The sequence below is a fragment of the Halobacillus sp. BBL2006 genome (assembly GCF_000786645.1).
In the GTDB taxonomy this organism is placed as follows: domain Bacteria; phylum Bacillota; class Bacilli; order Bacillales; family Halobacillaceae; genus Halobacillus.
The window spans coordinates 1-13,536 of the sequence record NZ_JRNX01000164.1 but is presented as its reverse complement, the minus strand read 5'-3'; the positions used below and the strand labels follow the sequence as shown (position 1 = coordinate 13,536).

The window sequence follows — 13,536 nt, the reverse complement described above, 5'->3', positions numbered from 1 at the left end:
TGGAAAGCGAGTGATTTCCCGGACCTCCTTTTTTTATCCAAGGCAACGGAAATAGGAAAAAGTCTCGAAACTAATTCTTCTAGAATAGGGAGCTTAAATGGAATAAGAAAAATAGCAAAAATACAAAAGGTGTCCTGGATGGATAGGACACCTTTTGTATTAGCTGTTTGGTTCAAATAGGATGCAGCAATTTGTTTCCTTACAGATGATTAACACCCCGATGGGATTTCAGTCGAAACCATGCTACAATAGAATAAATGAATGACTATTCAGTGTGGAGGATTAAAAATGAAAACAATGAGGGATACAATTACACAACTCACTCTACCAACCCCTTATGCGGTAGGAGATGTACACTGTTACTTAATCAAAGGAGACCGTCTGTCTCTAGTTGATGCAGGGGTAAAGACAGAAGATGCATGGGAAGCTCTAGTTCAACAATTAAAAGATTACGGATATTCACCTGATGATGTAGAGCAGGTGATTCTAACTCACCATCATCCCGATCACATGGGATTGGTAGAGCGTTTCCCAAACTTAAAGCTTATCGCTGCTCATCCTAAGCTGCGTCCGTGGATCGAGCGCAACGAGGAATTCTTTTCAAGATATGAGAAGTTTTTTTATGACATGTATCTTGAAGCGGGTGTTCCTGATAAATATTTTGCAATTCTGAAGTCACTGAAGAAGCCGCTGAAATGGACTTCAAAAGGGGGGCTTGACCACGTACTTGTGGAGGGAGACCCAATTCCAGGACATGAGGAATGGAAGACCATTGAAACTCCCGGACATGCCCAGAGTCATATTTCTTTTTACCGGAGTGCGGACGTATCGTTAATTGGAGGCGATCATCTACTTGAACACATCTCTTCCAACCCGCTTCTGGAACCGCCTTTTGAAAAAGGGGAGAAGCGTCCTCGACCGATGTTGCAATACAGGGCATCAATGGAAAAACTACTCAAAAGAGAAATTGGAACGGTTTATCCCGGCCACGGAAAGATATTTGAGGGTGCTCACGAGTTGATCTGCTCTCGCTTGAAAAAACAAGAGGAGAGAGCGGAAAAAGTTTTGAACATGTTTGGTGATAAGTCTTTAAGTGCATATGAGGTATGTAAGCAATTGTTCCCCAAGCATATTGAGACCCAGTTTGGTTTAACGATGTCAGAAACCCTTGGCCAGCTGGACTATTTAGAACAACAAAGAAAATTAACATTCAAATATGAAGGTGAACGAAAATTATATTATGTAAACAGGTGATGTTCTCATGAATGAACGTGTAATAGGTAAAAAAGTATTGGTAACAGGAGCGTCTAGCGGAATTGGTCAATATTTAGCCATTCATGTAGCACAGCAGGGAGGTATTCCCATACTTGTTGCACGGACAGCTGATCGTTTAGCGGTTATTGCAGATAAAATAGAAGAATCTTTTGGTGTGGCCTGCTATTGGTATGAGGCTGATCTTTCTAATGACGCTGAATGGAAAGACGTTATTGATCGCATATGCTACGATCATGGATCGATTGATGCACTCATTAATAACGCCGGTATGGCAGTGTTCGACCTCGTTGCCGACGCCAAGTGGCAAGATATTGATCGAATGTTGTCCGTTAACGTGAAGTCTCTGTTTCGTACTACGCACCAAATATTGCCTCATTTTCTGCAGCAAGGGAAAGGCCATATTGTGAATATCGCTTCTCAGGCTGGGAAAATGGCTACACCAAAATCAGCTGTTTATTCTGCAACAAAGCATGCTGTACTAGGGTTTACCAATGCATTAAGAATGGAAGTTGAAAAAGAAGGGGTCTTTGTTACATCTGTCAATCTTGGGCCAGTAAGGACAAACTTCTTTCAACAGGCCGATCCTACTGGAAACTATGAAAGAGCAATGGATCGAATCATGCTTGACCCTAATCGTGTAGCGCTTGCTGTTGTCAATTCATTATTTACGAAGCAGCGCGAAATTAATTTACCAGCATGGATGGACTCCGGAAGCAAGGTGTATTCGATTGTTCCTGGACTAATGGAAAGAGCAATGCAAAAACAGTTTAATAAAAAGTGAAGGTGAAGCTTTGGATGTTGGATCCAAAGCTTTCTTCAGCTATCTTCAAAGTATTATAAACAAAAGCGTTGCGCTTCTGAATGCAATTTTCTATCATAGAAGAAATAGGAGGGATGTCTGATGAAATTATACATCACCGAAGAAGCTCGTGAGCAACTTGAGAAACTGAAGGATCCCGATCGACCGCTTATCCGTTTGTTCTATGATACCGAGGGTTGTGGATGCGGTGTAAATGGGCTGCCAACCATTCGTTTGGACAGTGAGCGTCGAGACACAGACCGTGAAGTTGATAATGATACGTATGAGGTTATCATTGACGACCAGCAAGCTACCTTCTTTAAGCCGAAAATGAAGCTAGACTTTAAAAAAGGGAGCTTCCGCCTCTCAAGTCCAGATGGTATTTTGAATCCGATCATATCGACGAAAGATGTCAGAGAAGGAGCGACCGTATGAGCAAGAAAAAGATAGATCAAGGTTCACTTGGAGAGCAACTGAACGCAGATGTGCTGTCAAAGCTTCGTTCCAAGAAAACGGAGCTCAAGAAACAAGAAGAAGTGAAACAGGAGGAAGAGCGCAAGAGAAGGATAGAGGAAACGAAGCGGAGAGAAGCAAACAAGAGCTTCGAGGAACTATTAAACGAAAGTGAATTAGATTGGAAAACATATAAAAAGTGAGTGTCCTTTTAAAGGATACTCATTTTTTTATGGAAAACATAATTATGATATTACAGTTGCCTAATCATACAAAACAGACCACTCTAGTCCTTTCTTTTGTAAAATACTTTCTTTGTAAAAGCAGCAAGCTCAAGTTTCTCAATGGTTTCGCAATAATTATCAATAATGTCCCCTTTATGGTGTTTGAGTGATTTTTTAAAGTAATGAATCGCTTTAAGGTCTTTGAACCAGTCGCCACCTTCTGCTTTTGGGTGAACCCAATTCTCCCAAACATTCAACAACCTGGGACTGTAGATGCGTGGTGTTTTACCCTCTGCAGCACACGGACGTGCTTGAGGGCGATGGGCAGACCCAGGTATCGTTTCTTTTACATCGTGGAAAATATGAGGCCAATAGTCACTTCTCGAGCCCGTATGCGGAGTGACTTTTGCCCATTTTGTTATTGATTCCAGTCTGCTTTCCACGGAATAGAGTAGTTGGTATAGTATTTTTCCTGTTGCGATTCGATCATGAAGCGAAGAAAAATGATGAACCGTATCCCCAATGACTTTTGGCTGCTGCTGGACAGGAGTAAAATAAGGGAAAAGAATCTGGTTCATGTCAAACAGGTCTTGTAATTTAAAGGAGAGAGTATCCAACACGTTTTGTTTGTATTGCTGGTTATGAATGACTCGTTCTTCAATGTAATTCTGTTCATTGATAATAAGAGCAACGGCCATAATATCTTTTTGTTTATGGTTCCAATAATATTGCCAGTTTGGTTCCATAAATGAAGATACGTTGAGTGCTGGAAGTAAATGAAAAAGTGGTTTTCTTTGTGCCTTACTTTCTTCATATAAAAGTAGCTGTGGATAAGCATCCTGGAAAATCAACCAGTTTCCTCTCTCTAAAAATACAAAAAAATCTACTTGCTCTTTTCCTGTCAGTAATTTTGGAATGAACTCCCCTTTTAGATCCGTCATGTTCCATCCAGCGTTCCTTGAAACAAGATGAGCAAGGAACGCCCAGTGTAATTCAGGGTTTTTTAAGTAAAAGTCGAGGTAGGCTTGTGTTCTCGTGACATTGTTCACATTTTGTTCTCTGGTCTTTGAACGAATACGTTCTAAGATCTTATCTTCCTTCGTGTTTAGTGAAAGAGGAGGATTGCCTTGTCGTAGTTTCTTTTTTAATGCTTTTTTTAAGGCGGATGGGAAGGTCATTAAAGGGCTCCTTTCTAAAGAATTTCTATAAATATTTTTGAATAGATATGATGATAAAACAGAGGAAAAGAGTTGATGGAGATGAATAGCAGCATCGAATCGGAAATCAACCGTCTCATTCAGTTACTAAATAAGGAACAATCCCGCGATGGATCGTGGAACTATGCATTTGAAACTGGTATTATTACAGACGCCTACATGATCATTTTATTGCGTTTATTAGAAATCCATGACGAAGAATTGATCGATCAGTTAGTAGGAAGAATCATAAGCAAGCAACAAGAAAATGGGGCATGGAAGCTCTTTTATGATGAAGAGTCTGGAAACTTATCCTCTACGATCGAAGCTTATACAGCTCTGCTTTTTTCTGGAAAATACAAAAAATCAGATCCTGAGCTAGTCAAAGCCCGCACATTCATAGTGGAGAGAGGAGGCGTCAAAAATTCCGAATTGTTCACGAAAATCCTACTCTGCCTTATAGGTCAGTACCCTTGGCCGAAAAAGAATCCCATACCGATAGAAGTCATTCTCCTTCCGCCTTCTTTTCCAGTCAATATATTTGATATATCTGTCTTCGGTCGTGCCAATATTATTCCTATTCTTCTCCTTGCTCATAAAAAATATCAGAGTATATCTATTTATACCCCTGACTTATCAGACATTGGGGGAGGGAAAGGGAGGAACGAAGATGATTCATTTGTAGGAGAATCTATAGCAGAAGAATGGAGAAATTATTTTACTTACTTAATTGATGAAATCAAATCAAAGGTGCATACGCTTTTCCATTTTGAAAGCGAGGCGATTGCTCAAGCTAAGAATTACATGCTTACTCGTATTGAGCCGGATGGAACTATGCTCAGTTATTTCAGCTCGACCTTCTATATGGTGATGGCTCTTAGATCGGTAGGATATAAAAAAGATCATGCTGTCATTCTGAAAGCCATAGAAGGTTTGAAGTCAATTGCCTGTAAAATTGACGGATACACTCACATGCAATATACGACAGCAGATGTCTGGAATACGGCGCTTATAAGTGATGCTTTGCAAAAGTCAGGTGTACCTGCGGACAACTCAGTAATCAAGCAAGCCAACTCTTATCTCCTTTCACGACAACAGTATAAGTTCGCTGATTGGATGATTCATAATCCTGAAACTTTACCTGGTGGGTGGGGTTTTTCTGACATCAATACGCTCAATCCTGATGTTGATGATACAACGGCCAGCTTACGCGCATTACGAAGTATGTTCTCTACTCAGACAGATGCCATCCAGGCATGGAATAGAGGAGTACAGTGGACGCTTTCTATGCAAAACCCAGATGGTGGGTGGCCGGCATTCGAACGAAGAATTGATAAGGAGTACCTAACCTTTCTCCCACTTCAAAAAGCGGAGTTCATTCTAACTGATGCTTCTTCAGCTGATTTGACAGGAAGAACCCTTGAATTCCTCGGAAATTACACAAATATGGATTCTCATAGTCCTCCGATAGTTAAAGCAAAGAAATGGCTCAAAAACAATCAACGTAAAGATGGCAGCTGGTATGGCCGTTGGGGGATTTGTTACTTATACGGTACTTGGGCTGCTCTAACAGGGTTGATGGCTTGTGAGGAAAAGAAGTCGTCACCTGCGGTTCAACGGAGTGTGAAATGGTTGTCTGAAATTCAAAACAGGGACGGTGGATGGGGAGAATCTTGCAATAGTGATATAGAGAGAAGGTATGTCCCTCTTGGGTCAAGTACATTGACGCATACATCCTGGGCGCTGGATGCTCTAATTGCTGTAATTGATAAGCCAAGTCCAGCCATTGATCGTGGTATTCAATATCTAATTACAAATGGAGAAAAGAATGAATGGACAGAAGATTATCCAAAAGGACAGGGAATGGGAGGTGCCTTTTACGTCCACTACCACAGTTATCGTTTTATTTGGCCCTTGATGACTCTAGCCCATTATCAAAACAAATTTCTTTGATAGAACAGGAGCTATCTGTATAGCTTCTGTTCTTCTTATTGTTGGCTGAATAGAATTTTAATAGAAAAATATTATCGAAATATATTAAATGTTAAAGGATTGTCGAGAAGAGAAATAGAACTTTATATAGAAGAAGATCGTACGATCAATCTGAATACTAAGGGTGAGCAAATGGTTACACAAAAGAAAGCTGATGTCTTAGATCAATTGTCCTTAGGTGTGCTGGTGATTGATTTAGAGTACCAAATCATTCACATTAATAGACAAGGGAAGAGATTACTCCAAGTGGAGGGGTTACATTTAATTGGAAAGAGCGTGTATGAGCTTTTCCCTGATGCTCCAGAAGAAGTTCGGCATGTGGAACGTACGGTTGAAAAACTTGAGGAAGTCAAAGTTGATGCGATGCCTTATCATTGGGGAAACCATGACATGTATTTATCCATTCAAACGAAATTGTTGAAGGAAAGTGACGAAGTGTATGGTGCAATGGTCGAGTTTACCGATGTGACTCAATATTATGAGAGGGAGCAGAAATTAACCGAGTGGATGGAAGACATGTCCGTTAATGTCATCCCGCTATCAGATGGAATTGCCTTACTGCCCTTACAGCCTATCTTGGACCAAATCGAGTTTCAGTATATCCTTGATCGCGGTTTACATAATGTCGCCAATATGAATGCAAACAGGCTGATCATTGATTGTTCTACTATCTCCCGAGTAGATGTGGTTTTTTTTGACAAACTATCTAAGTTAATCCAATCTCTCGCACTAATGGGAACGAGTGTTGTCATTTCTGGGATGAAGCCTGTATTAGCAACCACCTGGGTGGCCTCCAACGTTCCACCGATGAAAGTTCAATTCTATACCACTTTGCAAATCGCACTGAGGGAGCTGTACCAATAATCAGAGGTTAAACAACCTTTTAAGCAGAAGGTGAACTATTTTGAAAGAAATCTATCCATTGATGCAACGAACTTTTGATAAAGAAAAATTCTCAGGCACAATTTGTTTTCAAGGACCTAACGGTGTGGAGCTGCAAATGTCCTCCGGCTTAGCTAATCGATCTGAAAAGCGGGGTAATGATGACCAAACAAGATTCGCAATTGCGTCAGGGTGTAAAGTGTTCACCGCCGTTGCTATCTGCCAGCTGATTGAAGAAGGAAGGCTGAATTTCGATACACCTTTGCATACTCTGCTTGGTCACGAATTTCCTCAGTTCGATAATCGAGTTAACATCCATCATTTGCTGACACATTCTTCGGGGATTCCTGATTATTTTGACGAGGCCGAAACAGATAATTTTGAAGACTTATGGGTTGAAATACCTGTGTATGGGTTGAGGGAAGTTAGAGATTTTTTGCCGCTTTTTCAAAATAAGCCGATGAGCTTTGCTCCTGGTCATCATTTTCATTACAACAACGCCGGGTATATCGTACTTGGTTTAGTAGTGGAGTCCATTACTGAAAGGTCATTCCAAGAGTATATAGAAGAGAATATTTTTAAGTTATGCGATATGAACGATTCTGGTTATTTTTCAATGGATCAGCTTCCTGAGAATACCTCTTACGGTTACATAAAAGGCGAAGATGGACGTTGGCGGTCGAATATTTATTCTGTACCTGTCAAAGGAGGAGCGGATGGTGGGGCTTATGTTACCGCTCCGGATATGGTCAGATTTTGGGAAGCCTTGATGAACGAGAAAATACTATCCGTCTCAATGAAACGTGAATTACTTACACCACGAATTCAAGTGAAGGAAGGGATCTTCTACGGTTACGGTTTGTGGATGAATATAGAAGATGATCAAGTATATAAATATCATGTGATGGGGTACGACCCAGGTGTGAGTTTTCATTCCTCCTTTTACCCGGAAACCCGTTCATCGTTGGTTGTACTTTCTAACCATAGCTCAGGAGCGTTTGAGATAATGAAGGCAATGGAAAATCAATTAATATGCAGGAGAAGTAAGACTGCTGAATAGACATTATGTCTTATACTATAGCTACATACAGAACTGAAAAAATCATAAAAAAGTGTGAGTGATCCACTCACACTTTTTTATCAATAGAGAACAAATGTGACAACAAAATATAGTACGGTCATCAAAAGCGAAGGCGCAGCATATCTCCATTGACTAATTGTATTGTTCGGACGCAGCAATAAATAAATAACGACAATGGTCATTACGAGTCCTAATATGGCAACGAATATTTGCGAAGTGCCAACAGCAGCAAGAATGGCTCCCTTACGATATAAAACGTCTGTTAACACAAGCAATTGTATGTTAAACAAGTTGCTTCCAAGAATCGATCCGATTGCCATATTGTAGTTTGCTAATTTGAAAGAAGCCAGTACGGTAACCAATTCAGGCAAAGAAGTGGATGCAGCGATTAGGAAGCTGCCTACGAAACTTGCATTCATGCCTGATGCTTCTGCTAAGCGGTCACCTGCTATGGAGAGGATACTTCCTGCCCCAAATACGACGATCGCAGCAATGCTAAACCCTATAACTGCAGTTCTTAATGAATAAGAGTTTGCAGGCTTATCATTTCCTTCTGAATCTCCACTGGATACGAGTTTCATGGATCCGATGTACAGAAGGAGAATGATCAACATTTCGATTCCTACTCCAAATAACTGTAACGACCCCGGAACCACTAAAGTGAGGATTAATATGGACGAAAACAATAATCCGATCACAGCAGAGGGGATATTTGCCGAGTGATCGACCCTTTGAAAGAGTCGCCGCTTTCGGTAAATGAGATCGATAACAGCTAAGATTAATAAATTAAAAACGTTACTGCCAAGCATATTGCCTACTGCAATATCAGGGTTATTAATATATACAGCTGTTAAACTCGTTGTCAGCTCCGGAAGTGAGGTAGCTCCTGCAATAAGAAATGTACCGACTACTGCTCCACTCAGTGCAGATTTCTTACTGATAACATCTCCGAACTGATTGAGATAAATGGCAGCTGTAACAACAACAGCAGCAGCTAGGAAAAAAACGAGATAAACCATATAAGTCTCCTCTCCGCCAGGCATAGAAAAAGACCCTGGCACAAAAAGTTTGTACCAAGGTCTGGCGTACTAATCAAATAGCCTGATGAACCAGGTGGCTTGCACCGTAATGATGATTCAACAGCCGTATACCGGTCGCTACTCCCCTTGTTACTTCCAATGTATGCTTGTTCCTGTTTTTTGTCAATAGATTTGAACGGTATGGGACGTATTGAAGTTATGAGAGTGATAGAAATGTAAAATGAAACTAATAAACGAAAGAAAGTAGGAAGAAAATGTCCAACATTACACACTATAATCAGAAAGTATGGAATAAAAAAGTAGAAGAAAACGTTAGTTATACCCAACCAGTGAGTAAAAGTGTAATTGAAAAAAGTAACTCCGGAAACTGGGAGATTTCCGTCACTGCCTCAAGAAAAGTTCCGAGAGATTGGTTTCCAGAGAATATAAGAGGGATGAAAATCCTTTGCCTGGCCTCAGGTGGAGGACAGCAAGGCCCTGTGTTAGCGGCAGCAGGAGCTGATGTGACGGTTGTCGATATCTCAGAAAGACAGCTGGAACAGGATCGCCGTGTGGCTGAAAGAGATCACCTGTCTCTGAAAACGATCCAAGGCGAAATGACCAATCTGCATTTTTTGGATGAAGAATCATTTGATCTTATCGTCCACCCTGTGGCAAACCTCTTCATAGAAAACGTCCGTCCCGTATGGAAAGAAGCATTCAGAGTTTTGAAGCAAAATGGAAGCTTAATTTCTGGATTTATGAATCCTGTTCTTTACTTGTTTAATGATGATAAAGAAGCAAAAGGAATACTCGATGTTCAATATAAGATTCCTTACTCTCCAATTTCTACAGGAGAATCTGATCATTTCACTGAAGCAGGAGAAGCTTTGGAATTCGGACATACGCTTGAAGATCAGATACAAGGTCAGACTGATGCTGGATTCCTCATTGCAGGCTTCTATGAGGACGACTTCGGCGGTATTCGTACTGTTGATCAATATATTAAGACGATGATCGCTACGAGAGCAATTAAAATGGGAGTTTGAGGGGTAATTAATTGAAACTGCATCAGTCCATACGCATAGAAATTTAATGACCTGTATACGGCGGTGCTGTCTATTTTCCGAAAGTTGTTTGGGTTATTCATCTTAAGTTTGGTTATTCCTTTGCTTTTGCAAGGATGTGGGAGAACGGATAAGGTGTTTCAAGGTGAAAGTGAACATTGGAAGGTGAAGTATAAAATCACTTCAGTAGATGAAGAAGAATTTAAGTGAATGACTTTTGAGTATAAGGGGGATGAAACTGTTCAAATATGCGTTCGGCGAAATAGATTCTTCGAACACCTATTTGTTGATTACCTCACCAGAATAGACACATACATTTAATACCTTTTTGGCTGCGAACATTGCTATGAAGACGAAATAAAAGAAGGATTGGATGTAACCATTCAGTGGAATGATCAAGAAGAAAACGATGGAATTTCAAAAGGCTGAATGAAGATAATTATTAGAAGCACAGTTCGAGATTCAGTGCTTCTCACAAATACATATTGGCTTTGAAGGAGAGGAAGAGTTAAAATGCGTGGGAAATTGATGAGAGTTGGAACCACTTATATTCCAGTTCATGATGTCGAGAATTCTGTAGACTGGTATACTCATCACTTAGGTGCACAATTAAACTATCAAGATCATCACAAAGCGATTATCGACCTAGCTAATCAAAGTTTCTTCTTAGTGAAAGCGAGTAGTAATGAGAACTGCAATTTTATAGATACACAAGGGGAAAAAAGGTTTTCACAGACATTTGAAGTAGACGGTTTGAAAGAACTCGAATCTTAACATCAGTACCTGAGGAGTGCAGGTGTCACTGTCGGAAACGTAGAGGATCGAGGACATCCAGGGAAAAATTTCGTTTTTACTGATTTGGATGGGAATATGTTTGATGGTTGGAGTGGGTTGAGTCCTTCATTTAATAGAGACAATTAGCAGCATGAGTCTCGATCCAGCTTTTTTTCAAAAGTTTTCAAGTTCCTAAATTAAAGAAAAAGCACGACGCCATGTGAACTGCTTTGGTGTTGTGCTTTTTCTTATAATGAAAAGTTGTGTAGTCGCTCCTCCATATTTTTCCTTAAAAGTACAGACACAATTGTCTAGGGCGGTACCATAAGATAGAAAGATGACTTCAAATATAAGGAGGCTTCTTGTATGTTTGTCAATTCAGACGGATTATCTTCTTTTTATCATAATGGAGGACCAAATCGAGGGCAGAATGATACGAAACTCATTCAGGATATAAAAAAAGCAATTGATGGAGAATACAGTGCTATCAGTTGTTATAAACAGTTAGCGGAGAATGCACCGATGGCAGAAGAGATGAAACAAATACGGGAAATTCGCCAGGATGAAATCAGACACTTTCAGACATTTAGTCAGATTTACACAATCTTAACTGGTCAAGAGCCATCTCCAAAAATGGGGGGTGAATGTCCAGCAGAATATCGAGAAGGATTGGTGGCAGCATTTAAAGATGAGCAAGAAACCGTTGACTTCTATCTGAATATCTCCGAGCAGGCGAAGGATTTGAAAATTAAAGAGGCGTTCAGGCGTGCTGCGGCTGATGAACAAAATCATGCGGTTTGGTTTCTTTTTTACTTAAATCGAACGAATTCACCTACTACAGTAAATCGACAAAATTCTGAAGACTATGGGGCGAAAGGAGCGCTGAATGCAACAGAACTTTCATTTCCGGAAGCCCTGACGTATGCCCTTCAAGATGAATATTTGGCACAATCCAGATACGATAATATTCTTAGTGAATTTGGGGAAATACAGACATTTTCGAGAATAAAACAAGCAGAACTCCGACATATTGATGCGCTGCTTACATTATTTTCACGTTATCAAATTTCGATACCTGAAAATGACTCTGTCCAGTACGTGTCTACACCAGAAAACATTAAAGATGCCTATGCGAAAGGAGTAGAAGGGGAAATTGATAATATCGCTATGTACGATAAATTTTTATCTTATCAAATTCCTGATGATGCCAGAATCATTTTCACACAGTTGCGCAATGCATCGGTCAACCATCTTCAAGCTTTCCGAAGAGGGTTAGCGAGAGAAAAATCATGATTATTCTAATGAGTTTAATTGAAGGTGCACAAATCTAACTGATTCAACCTGAATATCTAGTCTAAGACCTAAACTAAATAGTTATTGAAACTGTCTAAGTAATTTATGTTTTGTGAAAAGGATATGATAAAATCATAAATGAATGAAATATTCGGTAATTTCTGAAGTACCATTCGAGAGAGGTTGTGAAATGGCTTATAGTCGAAATACTATGGCCGGATTAACGATCTCTCCAGGTACAAATAGGAGGGAATCGATGATTATTAGAGAAGCATCATCTAAGGAAGCGGACCTTTTAAGTAAGATCGCCATTCAATCCAAAGGACATTGGGGTTACGATGATTGGTTTTTGAATACATGTAAACAAGATTTAACCTTAACCGAAGATTACATAGAAGAAAATCCAACGTTCGTCATAGAAAAAGATCATGAAATTCATGGATTTTATAGTTTGCTGCTTGTTAAGCATAAAGTCGACTTTTTCTTTATTTCTCCTGATTCGATTGGTCAAGGAATGGGAAAAAAACTTTGGGAGCATTTGATTCAATTATCAACAGATTGCAATCTATCATTTCTTACCATTGATTGTGATCCTCACGCAGAAGGCTTTTATAAGAAAATGGGAGCGAAGAGAATTGGTGAAATCGAATCGACGGTTTTTCCAAGCCGAACTCTACCACTTCTTGAGATTACCTTTGAAAAGAATCAAAAAACTCGTAGTGAAGAAGAAATGATGAGACTAATTCTGAACTATGGGGAAAGTCATTCCAACATTCGAGGGATAATCATGAATGGTTCAAGGGTAAACCCAAACGTGGAGCCTGATCAATTTCAGGACTATGATATTGTGTATTTTGTAACGGACACGAAGCCGTTTGAAAAAGAGAAGAATGTGCTTCCTTACTTCGGAGAAATTATGATTATGGAGAAGCCAGAGGATAAAATATTACCGGCACCTTTAGGTGATGGTCGTTTTACTTATCTCGTTCAATTTATGGATGGCAACCGAATTGATATGCATTTTGTGCCTCTTAATACTAGGGAACAAGCGATTAAAGATAGTTTAACAGAAATCATATTGGACAAGGATGACCTATTTCCGGAGCTGCCTGCACCAAGTGACAAGAGCTATTGGATTGAACCTCCAACTGAGAAGTTGTATCAAGATTGCTGCAACAGCTTTATTTGGGGCCTCGGCTCACACATTCCAAAAACGATCTATCGTAAAGAATTACCATTGTTAATGACGTTAATTGATGTCGTTCTGCGCGAGCCGCTTGTCCATATGCTCAAGTGGCACATTGGTTCGGAAAAAGGGTATCGCGTATCTATAGGGAAAGGAGGAAAATATCTGGAAAGGTGGTTGGAGCCAGAGATTTGGGCAAAGTACACCCAAACTTATTCTAACAGTGACTATGAAGAAATACGGAAGTCGTTGTTTGTGTTTCAGGACCTCTTTAATGAGCTGGCATTAAAAGTCG

General features: G+C 40.0%; 12 protein-coding genes and 1 pseudogene. 11 read left to right on the top strand and 2 right to left on the bottom strand.

What is annotated here, in order from left to right; genetic code table 11:
• The first annotated feature begins 288 nt into the window (after positions 1-288).
• From LD39_RS05930 to LD39_RS05915, 4 genes are all read left to right on the top strand, one after another.
• Positions 289-1,254 (top strand): MBL fold metallo-hydrolase, encoded by a 966-nt coding sequence (locus tag LD39_RS05930; protein ID WP_035543934.1) that lies wholly within the window; start codon positions 289-291, stop codon positions 1,252-1,254.
• Positions 1,255-1,261: 7 nt separating this feature from the next.
• Positions 1,262-2,056 (top strand): SDR family oxidoreductase, encoded by a 795-nt coding sequence (locus LD39_RS05925; RefSeq protein WP_035543932.1) that lies wholly within the window; start codon positions 1,262-1,264, stop codon positions 2,054-2,056.
• Positions 2,057-2,176: 120 nt separating this feature from the next.
• Entirely contained in the window at positions 2,177-2,509 is a 333-nt protein-coding gene (locus tag LD39_RS05920; protein ID WP_035543929.1) for an iron-sulfur cluster biosynthesis family protein, read from the top strand.
• Positions 2,506-2,730 (top strand): YqkE family protein, encoded by a 225-nt coding sequence (locus LD39_RS05915; protein WP_035543926.1) that lies wholly within the window; start codon positions 2,506-2,508, stop codon positions 2,728-2,730. Before LD39_RS05920 ends, LD39_RS05915 begins: the two co-directional genes overlap by 4 nt.
• An 83-nt stretch (positions 2,731-2,813) precedes the next feature.
• On the opposite strand, the gene LD39_RS05910 is transcribed toward LD39_RS05915, so the two are convergent.
• On the bottom strand, positions 2,814-3,929 hold the full coding sequence (locus tag LD39_RS05910) for a DUF2515 family protein (protein WP_035543923.1): 1,116 nt from the start codon (positions 3,927-3,929) through the stop codon (positions 2,814-2,816).
• Between the two features lie 81 nt (positions 3,930-4,010).
• Between LD39_RS05910 and shc the strand changes: the two genes are divergently transcribed.
• The 3 genes from shc to LD39_RS05895 all read left to right on the top strand — a co-directional run bounded on the left by shc (position 4,011) and on the right by LD39_RS05895 (position 7,881).
• Positions 4,011-5,900 (top strand): squalene--hopene cyclase, encoded by a 1,890-nt coding sequence (gene shc / locus LD39_RS05905; RefSeq protein WP_035543944.1) that lies wholly within the window; start codon positions 4,011-4,013, stop codon positions 5,898-5,900.
• A gap of 171 nt (positions 5,901-6,071) precedes the next feature.
• A complete protein-coding gene (locus LD39_RS05900) occupies positions 6,072-6,803 on the top strand; it encodes a PAS domain-containing protein (RefSeq protein WP_035543922.1) in 732 nt (243 codons plus the stop codon).
• Positions 6,804-6,864: 61 nt separating this feature from the next.
• Positions 6,865-7,881: a serine hydrolase gene (locus LD39_RS05895; protein WP_035543942.1), complete on the top strand. Its 1,017-nt coding sequence runs from the start codon at positions 6,865-6,867 to the stop codon at positions 7,879-7,881.
• An 80-nt stretch (positions 7,882-7,961) separates the two neighbouring features.
• Here the strand turns inward: LD39_RS05895 and LD39_RS05890 are convergent, their stop codons facing one another.
• A complete protein-coding gene (locus LD39_RS05890; RefSeq protein WP_035543920.1) occupies positions 7,962-8,921 on the bottom strand; it encodes a sodium:calcium antiporter in 960 nt (319 codons plus the stop codon).
• A gap of 275 nt (positions 8,922-9,196) precedes the next feature.
• Here LD39_RS05890 and LD39_RS05885 point away from each other — a divergent pair, with 275 nt between their 5' ends.
• The 4 genes and pseudogenes from LD39_RS05885 to LD39_RS21740 all read left to right on the top strand — a co-directional run.
• The gene (locus tag LD39_RS05885) at positions 9,197-9,970 is read left to right on the top strand and encodes a class I SAM-dependent methyltransferase (RefSeq protein WP_035543919.1); all 774 of its coding nucleotides are present in this window, start codon (positions 9,197-9,199) and stop codon (positions 9,968-9,970) included.
• A 531-nt stretch (positions 9,971-10,501) separates the two neighbouring features.
• Positions 10,502-10,909: pseudogene (locus LD39_RS05880) on the top strand (VOC family protein).
• A gap of 219 nt (positions 10,910-11,128) precedes the next feature.
• Positions 11,129-12,055, top strand: a complete 927-nt coding sequence (locus tag LD39_RS05875) for a ferritin family protein (RefSeq protein WP_081988334.1) — start codon at positions 11,129-11,131, stop codon at positions 12,053-12,055.
• A 256-nt stretch (positions 12,056-12,311) separates the two neighbouring features.
• Positions 12,312-13,536 (top strand): GNAT family N-acetyltransferase (locus tag LD39_RS21740; protein ID WP_052158748.1); only part of this gene is annotated, 1,225 nt, incomplete at its 3' end.

Excerpts from the sequence above, each read along its gene's own strand:
- shc (WP_035543944.1), top strand. The coding sequence starts at position 4,011 with ATGAATAGCAGCATCGAATCGGAAATCAACCGTCTCATTCAGTTACTA.
- LD39_RS05875 (WP_081988334.1), top strand. The coding sequence starts at position 11,129 with ATGTTTGTCAATTCAGACGGATTATCTTCTTTTTATCATAATGGAGGA.
- LD39_RS05890 (WP_035543920.1), bottom strand. The coding sequence starts at position 8,921 with ATGGTTTATCTCGTTTTTTTCCTAGCTGCTGCTGTTGTTGTTACAGCT.
- LD39_RS05900 (WP_035543922.1), top strand. The coding sequence starts at position 6,072 with ATGGTTACACAAAAGAAAGCTGATGTCTTAGATCAATTGTCCTTAGGT.
- LD39_RS05925 (WP_035543932.1), top strand. The coding sequence starts at position 1,262 with ATGAATGAACGTGTAATAGGTAAAAAAGTATTGGTAACAGGAGCGTCT.
- LD39_RS05885 (WP_035543919.1), top strand. The coding sequence starts at position 9,197 with ATGTCCAACATTACACACTATAATCAGAAAGTATGGAATAAAAAAGTA.
- LD39_RS05910 (WP_035543923.1), bottom strand. The coding sequence starts at position 3,929 with ATGACCTTCCCATCCGCCTTAAAAAAAGCATTAAAAAAGAAACTACGA.
- LD39_RS05930 (WP_035543934.1), top strand. The coding sequence starts at position 289 with ATGAAAACAATGAGGGATACAATTACACAACTCACTCTACCAACCCCT.
- LD39_RS05895 (WP_035543942.1), top strand. The coding sequence starts at position 6,865 with ATGCAACGAACTTTTGATAAAGAAAAATTCTCAGGCACAATTTGTTTT.
- LD39_RS05920 (WP_035543929.1), top strand. The coding sequence starts at position 2,177 with ATGAAATTATACATCACCGAAGAAGCTCGTGAGCAACTTGAGAAACTG.
- LD39_RS05915 (WP_035543926.1), top strand. The coding sequence starts at position 2,506 with ATGAGCAAGAAAAAGATAGATCAAGGTTCACTTGGAGAGCAACTGAAC.